The sequence below is a fragment of the Bacillus tequilensis KCTC 13622 genome (genome assembly GCF_000507145.1).
Lineage (GTDB): Bacteria > Bacillota > Bacilli > Bacillales > Bacillaceae > Bacillus > Bacillus tequilensis.
Window position 1 is genome coordinate 62,711 of sequence record NZ_AYTO01000001.1, and the last position, 18,035, is coordinate 80,745.

At 44.4% G+C, this 18,035-nt stretch carries 23 protein-coding genes; 11 read left to right on the top strand and 12 right to left on the bottom strand.

Going from position 1 to position 18,035, the window contains the following annotated elements; translation table 11 throughout:
• Nucleotides 1-45: 45 nt before the first annotated feature.
• On the top strand, nucleotides 46-258 hold the full coding sequence (gene yhaL, locus V756_RS0100320) for a sporulation protein YhaL (RefSeq protein ID WP_024712881.1): 213 nt from the start codon (nucleotides 46-48) through the stop codon (nucleotides 256-258).
• Nucleotides 259-298: 40 nt separating this feature from the next.
• On the opposite strand, the gene prsA is transcribed toward yhaL, so the two are convergent.
• Nucleotides 299-1,171, bottom strand: a complete 873-nt coding sequence (prsA, locus tag V756_RS0100325) for a peptidylprolyl isomerase PrsA (protein ID WP_024712882.1) — start codon at nucleotides 1,169-1,171, stop codon at nucleotides 299-301.
• A 159-nt stretch (nucleotides 1,172-1,330) separates the two neighbouring features.
• Between prsA and yhzE1 the strand changes: the two genes are divergently transcribed.
• Nucleotides 1,331-1,417, top strand: a complete 87-nt coding sequence (yhzE1, locus tag V756_RS1000000123155; RefSeq protein ID WP_003327753.1) for a sporulation protein YhzE1 — start codon at nucleotides 1,331-1,333, stop codon at nucleotides 1,415-1,417.
• A gap of 124 nt (nucleotides 1,418-1,541) precedes the next feature.
• Entirely contained in the window at nucleotides 1,542-1,628 is an 87-nt protein-coding gene (gene yhzE2, locus V756_RS01000000121630; RefSeq protein WP_032681524.1) for a sporulation protein YhzE2, read from the top strand.
• A gap of 50 nt (nucleotides 1,629-1,678) precedes the next feature.
• On the opposite strand, the gene V756_RS1000000123160 is transcribed toward yhzE2, so the two are convergent.
• Together V756_RS1000000123160 and V756_RS0100340 are read right to left on the bottom strand one after the other, a co-directional pair.
• Nucleotides 1,679-1,861 carry a hypothetical protein gene (locus V756_RS1000000123160; RefSeq protein WP_024571667.1) on the bottom strand — a complete coding sequence of 61 codons (183 nt, stop codon included), beginning with the start codon at nucleotides 1,859-1,861 and terminating at the stop codon, nucleotides 1,679-1,681.
• Nucleotides 1,862-1,968: 107 nt separating this feature from the next.
• The gene (locus V756_RS0100340) at nucleotides 1,969-2,487 is read right to left on the bottom strand and encodes a DUF3267 domain-containing protein (RefSeq protein WP_024712883.1); all 519 of its coding nucleotides are present in this window, start codon (nucleotides 2,485-2,487) and stop codon (nucleotides 1,969-1,971) included.
• A gap of 208 nt (nucleotides 2,488-2,695) precedes the next feature.
• Between V756_RS0100340 and V756_RS0100345 the strand changes: the two genes are divergently transcribed.
• Nucleotides 2,696-3,037: a YhaI family protein gene (locus tag V756_RS0100345; RefSeq protein ID WP_024712884.1), complete on the top strand. Its 342-nt coding sequence runs from the start codon at nucleotides 2,696-2,698 to the stop codon at nucleotides 3,035-3,037.
• Here the strand turns inward: V756_RS0100345 and V756_RS0100350 are convergent.
• Both V756_RS0100350 and V756_RS0100355 read right to left on the bottom strand, forming a co-directional pair.
• Complete coding sequence (locus V756_RS0100350; protein ID WP_024712885.1) at nucleotides 3,034-3,645, bottom strand: HTH-type transcriptional regulator Hpr; 612 nt, start codon at nucleotides 3,643-3,645, stop codon at nucleotides 3,034-3,036. The two genes, V756_RS0100345 and V756_RS0100350, sit on opposite strands and share 4 nt — an antisense overlap.
• A 177-nt stretch (nucleotides 3,646-3,822) precedes the next feature.
• Nucleotides 3,823-4,179 carry a YtxH domain-containing protein gene (locus tag V756_RS0100355; RefSeq protein ID WP_024712886.1) on the bottom strand — a complete coding sequence of 119 codons (357 nt, stop codon included), beginning with the start codon at nucleotides 4,177-4,179 and terminating at the stop codon, nucleotides 3,823-3,825.
• A gap of 131 nt (nucleotides 4,180-4,310) precedes the next feature.
• On the opposite strand from V756_RS0100355, the gene yhzF reads away from it, so the two are divergent.
• Complete coding sequence (yhzF, locus tag V756_RS0100360; RefSeq protein ID WP_024712887.1) at nucleotides 4,311-4,502, top strand: membrane protein YhzF; 192 nt, start codon at nucleotides 4,311-4,313, stop codon at nucleotides 4,500-4,502.
• A 73-nt stretch (nucleotides 4,503-4,575) separates the two neighbouring features.
• Here the strand turns inward: yhzF and trpP are convergent, their stop codons facing one another.
• The 3 genes from trpP to V756_RS0100375 form a co-directional block, all read right to left on the bottom strand.
• The gene (gene trpP / locus V756_RS0100365; protein ID WP_024712888.1) at nucleotides 4,576-5,094 is read right to left on the bottom strand and encodes a tryptophan transporter TrpP; all 519 of its coding nucleotides are present in this window, start codon (nucleotides 5,092-5,094) and stop codon (nucleotides 4,576-4,578) included.
• A 123-nt stretch (nucleotides 5,095-5,217) separates the two neighbouring features.
• Nucleotides 5,218-6,297 (bottom strand): 3-phosphoserine/phosphohydroxythreonine transaminase, encoded by a 1,080-nt coding sequence (gene serC, locus V756_RS0100370; protein ID WP_024712889.1) that lies wholly within the window; start codon nucleotides 6,295-6,297, stop codon nucleotides 5,218-5,220.
• Nucleotides 6,298-6,442: 145 nt separating this feature from the next.
• The gene (locus V756_RS0100375; protein WP_024712890.1) at nucleotides 6,443-6,880 is read right to left on the bottom strand and encodes an HIT family protein; all 438 of its coding nucleotides are present in this window, start codon (nucleotides 6,878-6,880) and stop codon (nucleotides 6,443-6,445) included.
• A 488-nt stretch (nucleotides 6,881-7,368) separates the two neighbouring features.
• Here V756_RS0100375 and ecsA point away from each other — a divergent pair, with 488 nt between their 5' ends.
• The 3 genes from ecsA to V756_RS0100390 are packed head-to-tail and all read left to right on the top strand — an operon-like array spanning nucleotide 7,369 to nucleotide 10,062.
• Entirely contained in the window at nucleotides 7,369-8,112 is a 744-nt protein-coding gene (gene ecsA / locus V756_RS0100380) for an ABC transporter ATP-binding protein EcsA (RefSeq protein ID WP_024712891.1), read from the top strand.
• Complete coding sequence (locus V756_RS0100385) at nucleotides 8,105-9,331, top strand: ABC transporter permease (protein WP_024712892.1); 1,227 nt, start codon at nucleotides 8,105-8,107, stop codon at nucleotides 9,329-9,331. The genes ecsA and V756_RS0100385 overlap by 8 nt, the downstream gene beginning before the upstream one ends.
• A gap of 20 nt (nucleotides 9,332-9,351) precedes the next feature.
• Nucleotides 9,352-10,062, top strand: coding sequence for an EcsC family protein (locus V756_RS0100390; RefSeq protein ID WP_024712893.1), 711 nt, complete (start codon nucleotides 9,352-9,354; stop codon nucleotides 10,060-10,062).
• Nucleotides 10,063-10,078: 16 nt separating this feature from the next.
• Here the strand turns inward: V756_RS0100390 and sndC are convergent, their stop codons facing one another.
• From sndC to hmoB, 4 genes are all read right to left on the bottom strand, one after another.
• Entirely contained in the window at nucleotides 10,079-11,269 is a 1,191-nt protein-coding gene (gene sndC / locus V756_RS0100395) for an N-acetyl amino acid acetylase SndC (protein ID WP_024712894.1), read from the bottom strand.
• A 71-nt stretch (nucleotides 11,270-11,340) separates the two neighbouring features.
• The gene (locus tag V756_RS0100400) at nucleotides 11,341-12,732 is read right to left on the bottom strand and encodes a hypothetical protein (protein WP_081719734.1); all 1,392 of its coding nucleotides are present in this window, start codon (nucleotides 12,730-12,732) and stop codon (nucleotides 11,341-11,343) included.
• Between the two features lie 68 nt (nucleotides 12,733-12,800).
• Nucleotides 12,801-13,034 (bottom strand): hypothetical protein, encoded by a 234-nt coding sequence (locus V756_RS0100405; RefSeq protein ID WP_024712896.1) that lies wholly within the window; start codon nucleotides 13,032-13,034, stop codon nucleotides 12,801-12,803.
• Between the two features lie 43 nt (nucleotides 13,035-13,077).
• The gene (hmoB, locus tag V756_RS0100410; protein WP_024712897.1) at nucleotides 13,078-13,578 is read right to left on the bottom strand and encodes a heme-degrading oxygenase HmoB; all 501 of its coding nucleotides are present in this window, start codon (nucleotides 13,576-13,578) and stop codon (nucleotides 13,078-13,080) included.
• Nucleotides 13,579-13,699: 121 nt separating this feature from the next.
• Between hmoB and V756_RS0100415 the strand changes: the two genes are divergently transcribed.
• From V756_RS0100415 to hemH, 3 genes are all read left to right on the top strand, one after another.
• Complete coding sequence (locus V756_RS0100415) at nucleotides 13,700-15,844, top strand: transglycosylase domain-containing protein (RefSeq protein ID WP_024712898.1); 2,145 nt, start codon at nucleotides 13,700-13,702, stop codon at nucleotides 15,842-15,844.
• A 121-nt stretch (nucleotides 15,845-15,965) separates the two neighbouring features.
• A complete protein-coding gene (hemE, locus tag V756_RS0100420) occupies nucleotides 15,966-17,027 on the top strand; it encodes a uroporphyrinogen decarboxylase (protein WP_024712899.1) in 1,062 nt (353 codons plus the stop codon).
• A gap of 71 nt (nucleotides 17,028-17,098) precedes the next feature.
• The gene (gene hemH / locus V756_RS0100425) at nucleotides 17,099-18,031 is read left to right on the top strand and encodes a ferrochelatase (RefSeq protein ID WP_024712900.1); all 933 of its coding nucleotides are present in this window, start codon (nucleotides 17,099-17,101) and stop codon (nucleotides 18,029-18,031) included.
• The last annotated feature ends 4 nt before the right edge of the window (nucleotides 18,032-18,035 follow it).

Below are 18,035 nucleotides of genomic sequence, written 5' to 3' on the forward strand. Positions count from 1 at the left end.
ATATGGTTAACAATAAAGAATCTATGCAAAAAGGGGGAGGAGCCCGTGTTGTTTTTTCCATGGTGGGTGTATCTTTGTATTGTAGGCATCATTTTCAGTGCATATAAACTTGTGGCGGCAGCCAAAGAGGAAGAAAAAGTAGATCAATCGTTTATTGAAAAAGAAGGGCAGATTTATATAGAGAGGATGGAAAAGGAGAGAGAACGCCGCAGTTCTCAACAGCATGATGAAGAAAATCAAAACCATTCCATCGCATAAAAAAAACTGTGCGGCTCAATGAGCCTGCACAGTTTTTTTATTATTTAGAACCGTTTGAAGAGGAAGAAGAGTTGCTGCTTTCCGTATTAAACGTGTCTTTCAGGTCTTTATCTTTTACGTCGATGTCAGCTTTTTTCATGACTTTTTGAACAGCTTCCTGAACAGCTGCATTGTCACCTAGTTTTTGTTCAAGCGCGTCGGATTTCAGTTCTTTTTTCATATCATCATATTTGCCGCGTTCTTCTGTCTTTTTAATGATGTGGTAGCCGTATTGTGTTTTGACAGGATCACTGACTTCACCTGTTTTTAAGTTGAATGCAGCTTTACTGAAATCAGCAACCATACCATCTTTGGCGAACCAGCCAAGGTCCCCGCCTTGTGATGCTGAACGTGCATCTGTAGAGTATTCTTTCGCAAGGTCCTCAAATTTCTCGCCTTTTTTCAGCTTTTTCTCTATTTCATCAGCAGTCTTTTTATCAGCGACAAGGATGTGGCTTGCGCGGATTTTGCCTTTTAAGCCTTCCCAGTACTCTTTAGTATCAGCATCTGTAACTTTAATGTTATCTTTAGCCGCTTTTTGTGTGAGCAATTCATATTTCACTTGCTCTTTCAGGTAATCCTTTCCATATTGCTTTTCGAGGGCTGAATATTGATCACCAAGCTGTGATTTGTATTCTTTCAGCTTGTTGTCAATTTCTTTATCCGTCACTTTGTATTTTTTGTCTAATACTTTTTCTTGCACGAGCTGTGTCAGGACGCTCGCGCCGGCTGTTTTCTTCATGTTTGTGTAAAGCTCGCCTTTTGTTACATCGCCTGCGTCTGTTTTTGCGATCACTTCTTTGTCGCCGCTGCTGCAAGCACTGAGAGCGAGGATGCTTGTTGCAGTGATAGCTGCTATTGCGATTTTCTTCATAGTTTTCAAACACTCCTAATCATTCCAAATTAAATTACCTATGCGTATCATAACATATTGTGGCTTTCTGTAAAAAGATTTTAAATAAAGGGCATTCGTCTAGTCAAATTTTTGCTGATGACATACTTATATATTGATCAAGAAAAGGAGGTATGTAACATGAGCGGAGGATACTCTAACGGATTCGCGTTGCTCGTAGTACTGTTCATTTTGCTTATCATCGTAGGTGCAGCTTACATCTACTAAGCAGCCCGGGGATCGCTTGCAAGATAAGCGATCCTTTATTTTCACTAGCGCCTAATCGTTTCAATCATGAATTGCATAAGATGTAATTGGTAAATAAAGCTTTTTACAGGAGGTGCTTTTTAAGATGGGTGAGGTATTTGCAGGCGGATTCGCTTTATTGGTTGTGTTATTTATTTTATTGATTATCATCGGCGCTTCTTGGCTGTGCTAATCAAAATAAAAAGCATAGCTGCTAAATCGCAGCTATGCTTTCTTTCGTATTTACACTGTAAAGGAGATCTCCACAAACGAAGAGATCAGTAAAATTAATATAGAAACATTAATAAATCGAAATACCTTATCCTGCCGCTCTTCAGGAATCTCTCTGACAAGGCATAATGTATTGGTGAGCCTGTTTATAAAATATAAAATAAACACGGCAGCCACGATAAAATAGAATAAAATGATGGGAGATTCCCCCTCTCTCTGAACTGTCCCATATTACATTACCAAATATTTATTAAAAAAGATAGAATGCAAATTGAAAAATCGCCAATAGCGCCAAGGTTGTGCTACTTTTCAACAAGAATATCCAAGCCGTCCGCTTCCTGATCAATAAAACAGGCTTTTGGCGCTTGTATCAGCTTGAGAGCCAGCAAAAAGTCAGGAAGACAGTAGCCTGCATGAATGCCTGAAATCATGCAGAAATAATGAGCGTGATTTGGAAATGCCAGCGCGGCGTAAAATAATACAGGCGTAATCAGCAAGAACGGGCTTACGAGTGAAATCAGCATTGTTGTTTTTGGTATTCGTTTCCATGTGCGCATACGCAAGATGTAAAACTTTTTTTCTATTTTTCTTTTTTTGCAGATGATTGGCAGGACATGAATGACTTTATGTACAAATAAAATAACGACGAGCAAACCGCCGAATAAAGGTACATATTCATCGCTTAAGCTTGTGCCAGGCCGCAGCAGCTCAAATGCTAAAAAAGTAGATATAAAAACCGAAATCATAAAACATACAGCAGTTAATATTATGCGAATGGCGCCATAATCCTTCATGAGATTTATGGTCTTCCAGCAATTCATCAAAGTCATCCTTCCATACATCTTGAATAGAATCTCAAAATAATTTACTCCTCCCAAGAGAAAAAATCAATGCTTTTTTGAGAAAAAAATATCATAAGGCAGGTATTTTTTTGAAGCGGGCAAACAAACTGCGAAATATGGGTTTAGAACTTTCTTCTCAGTCAATTATCAGCTAAAATAAGATTAAAGATAGAAAGAAGTGGTGTGGATGGATTCGATGGATCATCGCATTGAGCGATTGGAATATTACATACAATTATTAGTGAAAACAGTAGATATGGACAGGTACCCTTTCTATGCGCTTCTCATTGATAAAGGGCTGAGCAAGGAAGAAGGGGAAGAGGTTATGAGGATATGCGTTGAATTGTCAGAAGAGCTGGCAGCACAAAAAGCGCAAGGATTTGTAACCTTCGATAAGCTCCTTGCGCTTTTTGCCGGACAGCTGAATGAAAAATTAGATGTTCATGAAACGATTTTTGCCCTGTATGAACAGGGGCTTTATCAAGAGCTGATGGAAGTCTTTATCGACATTATGAAGCACTTTGATTAACTGTTTACAGGTTCTAGCTCTTCTGCCAGTTCATCCGCCGCACTGTCCTTAGCTTTTTTCTTCAGTTTTCCGTTTACGCTTTCAAAGTCATTGTCAATATTGGTCAGAGACGTTTCAAAAATTTCCATAAAATCATCGCCATATATATGGCGTATCATACACATCATTTCTGCCACTTCAGGGAATTTTCCGAATAAATGATACAGAGGCTGTGACCCTTTAAAAACCGCATTGCGAGTCGGATCAAATTCCTCAAGCAAGCTCCAGAAAACCTCAGTGCCTTCCTCGGTTAATTGGACGTATGTGTTCCGTTTATCATTCAGCCGTTTGGAGAACCTTAAATATCCCCGTTCTTCCAGCTTTTTTGAAAAGTTGAATGCCGTTGATACATGCATGACCCCGAATTTCGCGATCTCAGAAATGGATGCTCCATTCAGCTGATACGCAATCCATAAAATATGATGTTCATTAATATTCAAGTCATACGGTTTGAGCCATTGCTGCCAATCCTTCTCTATCGATTTCCAAAGAGCCTTGCTAAGCTGAGCCATTTTCTGGGTGAAGACAAGAGCCTCTTTCACATCATAAGGCGGTTCCACTCGATTCATTACGTCACCTGCTTCTCTTTTTCTTTTTCTCTATTATGCCAATAAAATAAAGATTAATAAAGATGAAAGTGTAAGAATTTTTTAATAAATTCAAAATCCGTTGCGGTGAGAGGCTTTTTCGGCAACAAAAAATGCGGGTTCCCATTGGGGCCGCATTTTTTTGTTTAGAATAGGATATTAGTTTTGTAAGGTTTTCTCCAGCTGTCTGATTTTCTCTTCAATATCAGCAATTTCTTTTTGCAAATCCTGCTGATGAGGCTTGATCTCTTCCCGCCATTTTTTAATTGACGTTTGGAGCTCGCCGCTCACGTCTTTAATCACATCTGTGCTTTCTTTGGCCGCTTTGATCAGCTGGTCTTTTAACGCAAGCCCGTCTGATTTTAAGCGTTTGATCGTTTCTTCGAAAGAATCATAATTGGTTTTCATTTTTTCACGCAGCTGCTTTCCTGAGGAAGGTGCGGTAAGAAGAACCGCTGCTCCTCCGATGATGCCGCCTACGAATAGTCCTGTTAATAGAGAACGTCCGCTTGCCATTACAATCACCCCGTCTTTTTCTTGAAAATAGGATTCATTCAGCATGTTTCAATTTTTGTTGAAAGCCCTGAACTTCTATACATAGCTTGCTTTATTTTAGCATATTTTTTAAGTGAAAAGGAGGGAGAAGGTTGTCTGTCTTTATGATTGTATTGTCCTGTATCACCCTCGCCTTCGCTTCAGGGGCTGTTTACTATATCAGACTTCTCAGCCAGGCTGCTTCTTATCCGCCCAAGAAGGTTATCCGGCAGAAAGCGTTTGTTTGTTCAACCGGAACTGCCTTTACACTATGTCTTATCTTTTTCACAAAACTCTTCGCTTAAAACATGCAGACATGCTGCGGGCTCTCTGTCCGAAAAAACCTCTCCCGGAAGCGGAAGAGGTTTTGGATGGTAATTATTTAACAGCTTCCATAATGCTCGAACGCCTTAAAATGGTTTGCACAATCGGAAAAATAATGATCATTGCGATTGTATTCAGTACAGCGGCAGGCAGAACAACAGCTGCGAACAATGCGGCGAAACCGCCAGGCAAACCGACGATCAATAAAGCTGATGATAAAAAGACAATCCCCGATATAATAGTCCCGATCGCTGTCAGTACAGCGGCTGCGCTTGTTTTCCGGCTCTTTCTGAACATGAGGAACAGGAAGAAGAACAGAAACGCTGACACGGGTTTATCAATGATGTTGGGAATCTGTCCCGCCGGAAATGCGGTTGTAAGCGCGGAAATAATTCCGGTCACAATTCCGATGACGAGTACATTTTGCACTCTTGGGAACAGGAGGATGCCCATGAACATCATGATTAGCATCATATCTGGTTTCATGCCGCCTAAAAAGGGCGGAATAATGGAATGGAGCGCTGCGCCGATTGCGGCAAACAGAGCCATAATAACTAACTCTTTTGTTTTCATATCTATGCTCTCCTCTGCTAAGCTTCTTGCCCTCCAATAATATGCTCATCATTTATTGCGAAGGCTTAAAGAATGTGATATGCAAACAGTATACCAAACGAACGGTTTGCATAGCCAGACTTTTTACTCATTTTTCTGCTGGAATTTCACCATGAACGCAGCTAATTTTTCACAGTCTTCGAGAGACACTGCGTTATAAATAGAAGCGCGGCAGCCACCCACTGAGCGGTGTCCGCCAAGGCCGACCATTTTGGCTTCTTTTGCTTCTTGAACGAATGCTTTTGTTAATTCGTCATCACGAAGCGTGAAGGTCACATTCATGCGGGAGCGGCTGTCGGTTCTGGCATGTCCTTTATAGAATCCGCTGCTTTCATCGATACAGCTGTAGAGAACCTGCGCTTTTTGTTCATTGCGCTGTTCGGCAGCTTCAACACCGCCGTTTTCCTTCAGCCATTCAAGAACAAGGCTCAGCATATAAATCGCAAATGTCGGCGGCGTGTTGTAGAGTGAATCCGCTTTGACATGCGTTGAATATTTCAGGATTTTTGGAACGTTCGCATTTTCATTTTGCAGCCACGTTTTTTTCATGATAACTACTGTTACACCGGAAGGGCCGAGGTTCTTTTGAGCGCCTCCGTAGATCACGTCAAACTTGGACACATCGATTTTTCTGCTTAAAATATCGCTGGACATGTCAGCGACGAGCGGAATAGGGGAATTCGGAAACTCCTGCCACTGTGTGCCGAAAATCGTATTGTTGGACGTGATATGCAAATACGCGCCGTCTTTTGCCTTCGTAAGGTCAACCTCCGGAATGTAGCTGTAATGATCCGCTTCACTAGTGGCTGTCACAGAGGTGTTCCCGAACAGCTTTGCTTCAGCGAGGGCTTTTTCAGACCAAGCTCCTGTCATCACAAAATGCGCGGTTTTTTCAGGTGTTAAAAAGTTCATCGGAAGCATGGAGAATTGGAGGCTTGCCCCGCCTTGAAGAAACAAAATTTCGTAATCTTCCGGGATGCCCATCAGTTCAATTAAAAGGCTTTTCGCTTTTTGGTGCACCGCTTCATATTCTTTGCTGCGGTGAGAAAGCTCCATAACAGACATGCCGGATTCGTTAAAATCAATAAATTCTTTCTGTGCCTTTTGCAGAACTTCCAATGGCAGCGCTGCAGGACCTGCGTTAAAATTCGTTGTACGTTCCATCATGATCTCTCCCTGTTTTCCACGATTATGTATAAAATAATACAATTATCCTATCACAAAAATTCAGTTTTTTGATAAAAAAATTAGAATAATCAAAAGAAATTGACGAATGTTTGTGAAATGTTCACAAACAAAAAACCTCATCTTATGATGAGGTCAGGCGTTTTGCGATAGAGGAAGAAATCTTCTGCAGATCCTCCGGTTTGTAATCGTCAGCATGCGTTTTCCAAACCGCTCCGAATCCGTCTCCTTTTCCGTAGCGCGGGATGATATGCATATGGTAATGAAAAACGGATTGTCCTGCTTTTTCGCCGTTATTGTTCAGCGTATTTAAGCCGATCGGTTCAAATTCATCCCGGATGGCGCGGGCGATTTTCGGAACGGCGTGAAAATATTGTTTTGCTAATTCATCCGTAAATTCATACACATTTTCGATATGCGTTTTCGGAATGACAAGCGTATGACCCTTTGTCACTTGGCTGATATCAAGGAAGGCCAGCACATGTTCATCTTCATACACTTTTGCTGACGGGATGTCGCCGGCGATAATTTTACAAAAGATACAATTCTCTGCACAATGCATGAGGGGTTCCTCCTTATGAAATTGTTTAGTATGTATACACTCATCGTACCACAGAAATGCAGGAAATAGAAAACAGGATGAACGGCGAGCGTTCACCCTGAATGCAGAGGAAGAGCTTATATGAAGAAAATGTGATATGCCTTTGGTAAGCACCTCATTTGTTAATAAAATGAAGACTTGTTTAATGCCTAACGATTCCTGCGATAAACACCTCATTTGACAATTTGCTTCATAGATGAAGAATTCATCAATTCAGTGAAGAGAAATGGTTTCAGCATTGGACATGTTGATTTTCTATCCAACTGTATCTAAGACGTCTTTGACAAACACCTCATTTTTCAGTTGATATGCTTTTCCTCTACGACTATTATCATGTCCAGAACCCTGTTTCTTTATGACAGCAAATTGATTATTTGTTAAAAGGGAATTGTTTCAAATCAGGCTTCGTTTTTGGTACTATGAAGAAAAACAATATAAGGGGAGAAACTATGTCTCTGCTATCAGTAAATGATGTAACCGGCGGGTATACAAGAAATCCGGTTTTGAAAAACGTGTCATTCACCCTTGAACCGAATCAAATTGTCGGCTTAATCGGGCTGAATGGTGCTGGTAAAAGTACAACAATCAGACATATCATCGGGCTGATGGACCCGCATAAAGGATCGATCGAATTAAATGGAAAAACCTTTGCTGAGGATCCGGAAGGCTACCGTTCACAATTCACCTATATACCTGAAACGCCTGTTTTATATGAAGAGCTGACACTGATGGAGCATCTTGAATTAACAGCCATGGCATACGGCCTGTCAAAAGAAACGATGGAGAAAAGGCTGCCGCCGCTGTTAAAGGAATTCCGAATGGAAAAGAGGCTGAAGTGGTTCCCGGCTCATTTTTCTAAAGGAATGAAACAGAAGGTGATGATCATGTGCGCGTTTTTGGCTGAGCCCTCGCTCTATATTATTGATGAGCCTTTTCTGGGGCTTGATCCGCTTGCGATTAACGCGCTGCTTGAGCGAATGAATGAAGCGAAAAAGGGCGGGGCGAGCGTGCTGATGTCAACGCATATTTTGGCAACGGCAGAACGCTATTGTGATTCGTTTATTATTTTACATAACGGCGAGGTGCGGGCGCGCGGCACGCTGTCCGAGCTCAGAGAGCAGTTTGGAATGAAAGACGCGGCGCTGGACGATTTGTATCTTGAGCTTACAAAGGAAGACGCTGGCCATGAATAATATGCTTGATATTTGGCAGTCGCGGCTGCAGGAGCATATCAAAGAAACAAGAACTTACATGAAATACATGCTCAACGATCACCTCGTCATTGTTTTGATCTTTTTTCTCGCGGGCGCTGCAAGCTGGTACAGCAAATGGATACGGGACATTCCCGCTCATTTTCCGTCCTTTTGGGTGATGGCCGTACTGTTTTCGCTCGTGCTGACAAGCTCTTATGTGCGGACGCTTTTGAAGGAGGCTGACCTTGTTTTCTTATTGCCGCTTGAGGCAAAAATGGAGCCTTACTTGAAGCAGGCGTTTGTCTACAGCTTTGTGTCTCAGCTGTTTCCGCTGATTGCACTGAGTCTTGTCGCAATGCCGCTGTATTTCGCTGTCTCACCGGGGGCTTCGCTCATATCGTATGCGGCGGTCTTCATCCAGCTTTTGCTTTTGAAAGCGTGGAATCAGGTGCTGGAATGGCGCACGACCTTTCAGAATGACCGAAGCATGAAACGGATGGATCTTATCATTCGCTTCGTGGCGAATACGCTCGTTCTCTATTTTGTTTTGCAATCTGTTTATATGTATGCGCTTGTTGTCTATGCCATTATGGCTGCTTTTTATCTGTATATGTCTTCCTCAGCAAAGCGGAAAACATTTAAATGGGAAAGCCATATTGAGTCCGAATTGAGACGAAAGCAGCGTTTCTATCGGATTGCCAACCTGTTCACTGATGTGCCCCATTTACGAAAGCAAGCGAAACGCAGGGCGTATCTCGACTTTTTGCTGCGGCTTGTGCCGTTTGAGCAGCGGAAAACGTTTGCCTACATGTTCACTCGCGCCTTTTTGCGTTCAAGTGATTATTTAGGCATTCTCGTCAGATTAACGATTATTTTCGCGCTGATTATTATGTATGTGTCGGCAAGCCCGCTCATTGCAGGGGTTTTGACTGTGTTTACCATTTTCATTACGGGGATTCAGCTTCTGCCGCTGTTTGGGCACTTTGATCACCTGGCGCTTCAAGAGCTTTACCCTGTCAAAAAAGAAATGAAGCTGAAAAGCTATTTCTCTTTATTAAAAACTGCACTTAGCGTTCAAGCGCTGCTGATGTCTGCTGCATCTGCCTATGCTGCCGGCATGACAGGTCTTCTGTACGCGCTGCTCGGTTCTGCCGTTTTGATTTTTGCTGTTCTGCCGTCTTATATGACAACCAGACTGAAAAAACATGGCAAGCTGTGAGCTGAAAAGGGGTAGGTCAAATGACAGACAATCAGCTGCTGATGCAGGAAGCCCTTCAATGGAAAATGCATTTTTTGCGAAAAGATTCCATGTTTGAACGCTTTTCGAAGCGTGTGCAAACGAAGGTGAATGAGCGGATTCCTGAAAAAATCCATTCGGTCGTCACCGAAAGTGTGAAAAAGATGGTGGAAGCGACGATGGCGGGCTCCAATATCATTACCTATAAGAAGGATACAAGCGCACTTTCGCTCAGTGAAAAAAACGAACTGGCGAAAAAAACGATTGCATCTTATCAGAAGGTGGCGGCTGCTGAGGGAGTCGGCACCGGAGCGGGCGGCATATTTTTAGGCATTGCCGATTTCCCGCTGCTGCTTTCGATTAAGATGAAATGTTTATTTACCTTATCCTCAATTTATGGCTTTGATGTGAAGGATTCAGAAGAAAGAATGTTTTTACTGCTTGTATTTCAGCTTGCGTTTTCAAGTGATGATGGCCGTAAATCGCTTTTTTCTGTCATTGACAATTGGGAGACGGAGAAAAAGAGCATCGACTGGAGAGTGTTCCAGCAGGAATATCGCGATTATATCGACGTCATGAAGCTGTTTCAGCTGTTGCCGGGAGTAGGAGCCGCAGTCGGCGGCATTGCTAATTATAAGCTGCTCGCTCAGCTTGGCGAGACGGCGAGGCACGTTTTTCATTTGAGAATAGGAAAGGAAACAGCCGGAGAATAAACACTCCGGCTGTTTTTTATAGCGTATGATAGGTGATCGCGGCGCCCGCAAGCACTTTTGCCGCTGTCAGCATCGCTTTTTCATTGATATCAAATTTAGGATGGTGGTGGGAATAGACTCGCTCCGGTTGTTCAGGAGCGGCACCTGTAAAGAAAAAGGTGCCTTTGACGTTTTGTAAGTAGTAAGCAAAATCCTCGCCGCCCATTTGCGGTTCGCCGTCAATGACCTGCTGAACGCCCTCCGTATTCTTTGCGATGCTCACCAAATGGTTCGTTTCTGCAGGATGGTTCACAACTGCCGGATAGCCCCGTTCATAGTCGTACTCGTAGGATGCGCCGTGCATGCTGCACACTCCTTTTACAACGGCTTCGATTTCTTTTTCCAGAATGCTCTGGACATTTTCGTCAAAAGAACGTGCTGTGCCGGTGAGTACTGCTTGGTCTGCGATGACATTAAACGGATTGTCTGCGATGAAAGAGCCTGTCGAGATGACGGCGGAATGAATCGGATTGACTTTGCGGCTGACAATATGCTGCAAAGAGGAAACGATTTGCGAGCCGATCAGGACGGCGTCTTTAGTATCATGCGGGTGGGCGCCGTGGCCGCCCTTCCCGAGGATTTTGATCGTGAATCGGTCCGCCGCCGCCATTACGGCGCCAGATCGGCAGAGAATGGTTCCAGTCGGCTCGGTTGCCCAAAGGTGCGTGCCGAATATCACATCCGCGTTTTCAAGACAGCCATCATCAATCATTGGCTTTGCGCCTCCCGGATAATACTCTTCCGCATGCTGGTGGATCATTACAAATGTTCCCTTCAGCTCATGTCTGTTTTGGTGAAGGACCTTCCCCACTGCGAGAAGAGCTGCCGTATGGCCGTCATGGCCGCATGCATGCATGACACCGGGCACTTTGGAGGCATAAGGAACATCTTTTTCATCTTGAATGGGGAGAGCGTCAAAGTCGGCCCGCAAAGCGACGGCAGGGCCGGGTTCGCTTCCTTCTATATATGCTAAAACCCCTTTGCCGCCGACGTTCGTGCGGATCGGAACGCCTAACGATTCATAATAGGAAGCAATAAACGCGGCAGTTTTTTCTTCTTGGTACGAGAGCTCGGGATACATGTGAAAATGGCGCCTGATCTCGACCATTTCTTCAAAACAGCTGTCGAGCTGTTTGTTTATCTCTTTCTGGAGTGTGGATATGGACAAAGCCGCTTCCCCCTTTTCTATGGTTTTCCATATTGTATATAAAAAGTCTGAATATTTCAACTCATCGTGATTTACATGAAAAACATGGCTGCGATGGTTGTGACTGAAAGGCCAATTGCGACGGGGATGAAGTTTTTTCTGGCTAATTCAAAAGGATCAACCTTGCAAATGGCAGCGGCGGGAATCAGCGCCCATGGAACCAGTGTTCCGCCGCCTACCCAGATGGCAGATATTTGTCCGAGCGCGGTCAGAACGGCGGGGTCAGTATGAAGAGCTGACGAAAAGAGCTTGGCGATAGAGCCGGCGAGGGAAATGCCTGAAAAACCTGATCCGTCGAGGCCGGTTATGGCTCCGGCGGCAGTTAAAGCCACCGCGGCAAACTCCTTTGACATAGGCATCATATGGGATAATGCAATGCCAAGGTCATTGACAATTCCGTGAGAACCTTCAGGGAGTGAAGCGCCCATGATACTTTCATAGCCTGAGTCGCCAAGATAAAAGAAAGCGGCAATCGGGATGACGGGTCCGAAAACCTTAAAGCCGAATTGGAATCCATCAATAAAATAACCAGTGATTTTTTCAAGTCCTTTGTGTTTATACACGAGAAAATGAACGGTCAGAAGGATACTGATCGCAGACCCGCCAATTAACGCGGTCGCATCATTTCCCTGCAGGTTAAACAACAGCATGCAGGCGATATCCGCAAGAAAGATAAGCAAAATCAACAAAGCCAGTATGGACCGCAGACGTTTCGGCAAGTACAGCGAGGTGTCTTGCTCACCAGCATGTAAGGGGGGAAAAGAAGCTGGAGCCAGCTGTTTTTTGCGCTCGCGCTGAATCATGAGAAAGGCGGCGGCTGTTGTGGTCGCGCCCATAATCAGCACAAGAGGAATGCTGGCCGAAATGACATCGCCGACTGGAATACCGGCCGCATCGGCTGTCAGCTTTGGCGCAGCCTGAATGACAAAGTCTCCTGACAGGGCGAAACCATGTCCAAATAAGCTCATGGCCATGGCGGCGGCAATAGGCGGAAAACCGGCGCGGGCAGCTGCCGGAAGCAGCACGGCGCCGATCAAAGCGACACCAGGTGAAGGCCAGAAGAAGAGAGAAATGGCAAACATCAGGCCGCCAATCAGCCAATAGGCAGTCACAGGACCTTTCATAAGGCTTGCAAAGGGAGAAATCATTGCTTCATTTATCCCTGTTTTAGTTAACAAATCACTCATCGAAACGATAAAACAAATGATGAAAATTGTAGGCAGCAGCTCGCCCGCCGCGTAGATAAAGCTGCGGAATAAACTGCTGACAGAAGCTGCAAGTGAATGACTCGCCCATAACGATAGGGTGAAAATACCAAATAAGGAGATAAAGGTTGTGTCTTTCCGCAGCAGCATAAATAGGATAATCGCCCCGATAAATAACACGTACAGAATATGGATAGGCAAAATCCCGGCTTCCATCATTGATCACTCCTTCCGCTTCCTACAGATTATTCATAGGCGGGCGGAAGGTGCCGGGACAGAAGGAAGGGTTATAATGGAAGATGTGCCGCATAGCAATCAGGAGAAAAAAATAACAGCACTGTCAGCAAGCATGTGTTTTCTATAGGGACGAGGTTTTCCGAAGGATCTAAATATGAACCATCCTGGCGATGCATCTCGTAATCATCAAATCCGAACTGGAAATCGCAGCACGGGCAGATTTCATGATCATATGGCGGTTCCGTCAATCCCTTAAACCCGCAGCCTTGGCAAGTATGCTTCATTTTGCATGCCTCCAAATAAATAAGCTGCCGGACATGCCGGCAGCTATTCGACAGCGAAAAACGTGGTGACGTAAGAAGGACGGGAGAAGATCGACGTTGTGTCAATTCCGGCAGACGTGCCTCGTTTTTTATGGGCTTCTTTGTATGACGCTGATTGCTGCCAGTCTTGAAAGGCTCTTTCAGTTTCCCACAAGGTCAGAATGACATAGGTGTCACTGTCAAGAGGACGGAGCACACGAATCGCTTCAAAACCAGGCTCATTTTCGACTTTTCCCGCTCTGTTTTTAAATCTGTTTTCAAACAGCGGACGGCCTTCCTGAGTGACAGCAATATTGTTCAACACTGCAAAACCGGGATGCTTCATCTCTCCGGCTTGATCAATGACTTCATAAGCATGTGGTGCCTGGAAAACCGTCTCTCCGCTGGTTTCGTGGATTAAAATCGCGTTTTCCTGCCCCTGCATCAAAAGGATATGTTCTGAGGGATGCTTCTCTACGATCGTTTTTAAAAAATCGGCTGTTCCATATGTAATATAAACCTTCATATCAGCCACCTCCTGCTTGCTAGTATATCAAAACAATGGTATAAGTTTCTATTGGCGAGTGCTTCGAACATAATTCAAAACAATTTTTCCCATACTACCTTTAGAAAGGCGAGGTGAGTTCATGTTTAAGATAAAGAAAAAGAAACTTTTTATACCTATTATTATTTTAGTGCTAACTGCTTTTCTCGCTTTAATAGGATATATTTCAATTATTTTTCTCGGCCATTATGTGATAGATGAAAAAAAACTGATCCTTCATGCCTCTTCAAAAATCGTTGATCAAAACGGGGATGAGGTTGCGAGCCTGTATACAGAAAATCGCGAGCCAGTCTCGATCAATGAGATTCCGAAGCAGGTTAGAGAAGCGTTTATCGCTGTTGAGGATAAAAGGTTCTATGAGCATCACGGCATTGATACAAAATCTGTCGGAAGGGCGGTGTACCGCGATATTTTAGCTGGCGGAAAGGTGGAGGGCGGAAGCACGATCACCCAGCAGCTTGCCAAAAATATTTTTCTGACACACGACAAAACGTTTTTAAGAAAAACGAAAGAAGTCATTATTGCGATCAACCTTGAACGGGATTACAGCAAGGACAAGCTGCTGGAAATGTATTTGAACCAGCTTTACTTCGGACATGGGGTCTACGGCATCCAAGCCGCATCCCATTATTACTTTAATAAAGAAGTAAAAGACTTAACCGTTTCCGAAGGCGCGGTATTGGCTGCTATTCCGAAGGCGCCTTCCATGTATTCTCCTGTTTTGCACCCTGATAAAAGCAAGGAGCGGCGTGATACGATTCTTGGCATGATGAATGACCAAGGCTACATCAGTGCGAAAGAGGCTGTCAGCGCGCAGGGAAGGACGCTCGGGCTGAACGTGAAGAAACAGTCGGAAACACCATGGTTTGACAGCTATATCGACCTTGTGATTAAAGAGGCCGAGGATAAGTATTCAATTTCCGGAGAGCAGCTGCTTCAAGGCGGATACACGATCAAGGTGCCGCTCGATTCGAAGCTGCAAAAGACGGCTTATCAAGTGATGAAGCAGGGAAGCTATTATCCGGGAACAGATCAGCATGCTGAAGGAAGCGCGGTCTTTATCAATAATAAGACAGGCGGTGTGGAAGCGGCGATCGGTGGAAGAGATTACACAGCCAAAGGATATAACCGCGTCACGGCTGTCCGCCAGCCGGGTTCCACATTTAAGCCGCTTGCCGTATACGGACCGGCGATGCAGGAAAAGAAATTCAAACCATATTCTCTATTAAAGGATGAGCTGCAATCCTACGGAGATTATACTCCAAAAAACTATGACAGCCGGTATGAGGGCGAAGTGACCATGTCTGACGCCATTACGTACAGCAAAAACGCGCCGGCTGTATGGACGCTGAATGAGATTGGCGTCGAAACAGGAAAATCATATTTGAAAGCAAACGGCATTGATATCCCTGACGAAGGCCTTGCGCTCGCTCTCGGCGGCCTGGAAAAAGGTGTTTCCCCCCTTCAGCTTGCCGGCGCGTTTCATACGTTCGCCGCGAATGGATTGTATACTGAGCCGTACTTTATTTCCAGCATAATAGATGAAGACGGAGAAGCAATAGCCGATCATAAGGAAGAAGGAAATCGGGTATTCAGCAAGCAGACGTCCTGGAATATGACGAGAATGCTGCAGCAGGTGGTCAAAAAGGGAACGGCAACGTCCGGCACCTATCACGGCGATTTGGCTGGGAAAACCGGTTCTACGACTTATACAGGCGTTTCCGGAGCGACAAAGGACGCCTGGTTTGCAGGCTATACGCCAAAAATCACCGGGGCTGTCTGGATGGGCTATGACAAAACAGATCAAAGCCATTACTTAAAAGGCGGAAGCGCGTATTCAACAAGACTGTTTAAGGATATTTTGACACAGGCTGGAGAAACCGGTGATGTGTTTACGAAGCCTAAAAACGTCAAAGAACTGGAAAGCCCGATTGAGCTGGATCCGGTCAAAACGCTGAAAGCGGATTACACATTTAAAGCTGCGGGGCTCTTTACCATTGAATTAAATTGGAACGCTCAAGAGGATGACCGGGCTGTATACAGAATTTATGTAAACAAGGACGGCAAGGAGACACTTCTTGATTCAGTCGAAGGAAAGGGAAGCTATGAAATCCCTTATGCCAACTTGTTTTCAGGCGCTTCTTATAAAGTCGTGCCTTATAATACACAGACAAAAAGAGAAGGGGAAGGAACCGATTACGTTCAGCCTAAGTTGTTTTCCTCATAATGGAATTCGGCGATTTTTTGAACTTTGAGCTTCATTTCTATACCATTTGCCTAAAACAAGGTATAGTGTAATAAGTCAAGAAATACGAACGTATGGTTGCAGTATGAAAGGTGGAAATCAGATGAGTAAACGAGAAACGTTTAACGAGACGTTCTTAAAAGCTGCACGGGGAGAGAAAGCGGATCACACGCCTGTATGGTATATGAGACAAGCAGGGCGCTCACAGCCGGAATACCGTAAGCTGAAGGAAAAATACGGATTGTTTGAGATCACGCATCAGCCCGAACTTTGTGCGTATGTCACAAGACTGCCGGTTGAGCAATACGGAGTCGATGCTGCAATCCTATATAAAGATATCATGACTCCGCTTCCGGCAATCGGTGTCGATGTTGAAATTAAAAACGGGATCGGACCTGTGATTGATCAGCCGATCCGGTCTATGGCGGACATTGAAAAACTCGGCCAGATTGATCCGGAACAGGACGTGCCCTACGTGCTTGAGACGATTAAACTGCTTGTCAATGAGCAGCTGAACGTCCCGCTCATCGGTTTCTCAGGTGCGCCTTTTACGCTGGCAAGCTACATGATCGAAGGCGGCCCGTCGAAAAACTACAATAAAACAAAAGCTTTCATGTACAGCATGCCGGATGCATGGAATCTGCTGATGTCCAAGCTTGCCGACATGATCATCATGTATGTGAAAGCGCAGATTAAGGCAGGCGCAAAAGCGATTCAAATCTTTGATTCGTGGGTCGGCGCGCTGAACCAAGCAGATTACAGAACATATATCAAACCGGTGATGAACCGAATCTTTTCAGAGCTTGCACAGGAGAATGTGCCGCTGATCATGTTTGGCGTCGGCGCAAGCCATCTGGCAAATGATTGGCATGACCTTCCTCTCGATGTTGTCGGGCTTGATTGGAGACTCAGCATTGATGAAGCCAGATCAAAAGGCATTACCAAAACAGTGCAAGGCAACCTGGATCCATCTATTTTGCTTGCGCCTTGGGAAGTCATTGAGAAGAAAACGACTGAAATACTTGATCAAGGCATGAAATCGGACAACTTCATTTTTAACCTTGGACACGGGGTATTTCCTGACGTCAGTCCTGAGGTTTTGAAAAAACTGACAGCATTTGTCCATAAATATTCACAAAACAAGAAAATGGGTCAATATTCCTAAGCATATCTTTTGGTATCATGGTGATATCCTGTCAAAATGTTTGTATCAGATCATTAAAGAGGGTGTAAACAGTGAGTAGAAAGAAAATGGGGCTTCTCGTGATGGCGTACGGCACGCCTTATAAAGAAGAAGATATCGAACGTTATTATACACATATCAGAAGAGGCAGAAAGCCTGAGCCTGAAATGCTTCAAGATTTGAAAGACAGATATGAAGCAATTGGCGGCATTTCACCTCTTGCGAGAATCACAGAAGAGCAAGCGCACAAGCTTGAACAGCACCTAAATGAGATTCAGGACGAGATTGCATTTAAAGCATATATCGGTCTGAAGCATATTGAGCCGTTTATTGAAGACGCTGTGGCAGAGATGCATAAGGACGGCATTACAGAAGCGGTCAGCATTGTGCTGGCACCGCATTTCTCCACGTTCAGCGTGCAGTCCTACAACAAACGTGCCAAAGAAGAGGCTGAGGAACTAGGCGGCTTAACGATTACGTCTGTTGAAAGCTGGTACGATGAACCAAAGTTCGTGAAATATTGGGTTGACCGAGTGAAGGACACATATGCGTCAATGTCTGAGAATGAAAGAGAAAACGCGATGCTTATCGTATCCGCACACAGTCTGCCGGAAAAAATCAAAGAATTTGGAGACCCGTATCCGGATCAGCTTCATGAATCTGCGAAATTGATTGCTGAAGGCGCAGGCGTTTCTGAATATGCTGTCGGCTGGCAAAGCGAAGGGAACACGCCTGATCCTTGGCTTGGTCCTGATGTACAGGATTTAACACGTGATTTATTCGAACAAAAAGGCTATCAGGCATTTGTATACGTCCCTGTCGGATTTGTCGCGGACCATTTAGAAGTGCTTTATGATAATGATTATGAATGCAAAGTGGTCACTGACGATATCGGCGCAAGCTACTACCGCCCGGAAATGCCGAATGCCAAGCCGGAATTTATTGATGCATTAGCAACAGTTGTATTAAAAAAAATAGGACGTTAAAGAA

Bases quoted from the DNA above. Each gene is read 5' to 3' on its own strand.
- V756_RS0100345 (WP_024712884.1), top strand. From the start codon at position 2,696: ATGGATTCGATGGATCATCGCATTGAGCGATTGGAATATTACATACAA.
- V756_RS0100355 (WP_024712886.1), bottom strand. From the start codon at position 4,179: ATGGCAAGCGGACGTTCTCTATTAACAGGACTATTCGTAGGCGGCATC.
- V756_RS0100415 (WP_024712898.1), top strand. From the start codon at position 13,700: ATGTTTAAGATAAAGAAAAAGAAACTTTTTATACCTATTATTATTTTA.
- V756_RS0100405 (WP_024712896.1), bottom strand. From the start codon at position 13,034: ATGAAGCATACTTGCCAAGGCTGCGGGTTTAAGGGATTGACGGAACCG.
- V756_RS0100350 (WP_024712885.1), bottom strand. From the start codon at position 3,645: ATGAATCGAGTGGAACCGCCTTATGATGTGAAAGAGGCTCTTGTCTTC.
- ecsA (WP_024712891.1), top strand. From the start codon at position 7,369: ATGTCTCTGCTATCAGTAAATGATGTAACCGGCGGGTATACAAGAAAT.
- trpP (WP_024712888.1), bottom strand. From the start codon at position 5,094: ATGAAAACAAAAGAGTTAGTTATTATGGCTCTGTTTGCCGCAATCGGC.
- V756_RS0100400 (WP_081719734.1), bottom strand. From the start codon at position 12,732: ATGATGGAAGCCGGGATTTTGCCTATCCATATTCTGTACGTGTTATTT.
- serC (WP_024712889.1), bottom strand. From the start codon at position 6,297: ATGGAACGTACAACGAATTTTAACGCAGGTCCTGCAGCGCTGCCATTG.
- hmoB (WP_024712897.1), bottom strand. From the start codon at position 13,578: ATGAAGGTTTATATTACATATGGAACAGCCGATTTTTTAAAAACGATC.
- yhzE2 (WP_032681524.1), top strand. From the start codon at position 1,542: ATGGGTGAGGTATTTGCAGGCGGATTCGCTTTATTGGTTGTGTTATTT.
- prsA (WP_024712882.1), bottom strand. From the start codon at position 1,171: ATGAAGAAAATCGCAATAGCAGCTATCACTGCAACAAGCATCCTCGCT.
- V756_RS0100385 (WP_024712892.1), top strand. From the start codon at position 8,105: ATGAATAATATGCTTGATATTTGGCAGTCGCGGCTGCAGGAGCATATC.
- hemE (WP_024712899.1), top strand. From the start codon at position 15,966: ATGAGTAAACGAGAAACGTTTAACGAGACGTTCTTAAAAGCTGCACGG.
- V756_RS0100375 (WP_024712890.1), bottom strand. From the start codon at position 6,880: ATGCATTGTGCAGAGAATTGTATCTTTTGTAAAATTATCGCCGGCGAC.
- yhzE1 (WP_003327753.1), top strand. From the start codon at position 1,331: ATGAGCGGAGGATACTCTAACGGATTCGCGTTGCTCGTAGTACTGTTC.
- V756_RS0100390 (WP_024712893.1), top strand. From the start codon at position 9,352: ATGACAGACAATCAGCTGCTGATGCAGGAAGCCCTTCAATGGAAAATG.
- V756_RS0100340 (WP_024712883.1), bottom strand. From the start codon at position 2,487: ATGAATTGCTGGAAGACCATAAATCTCATGAAGGATTATGGCGCCATT.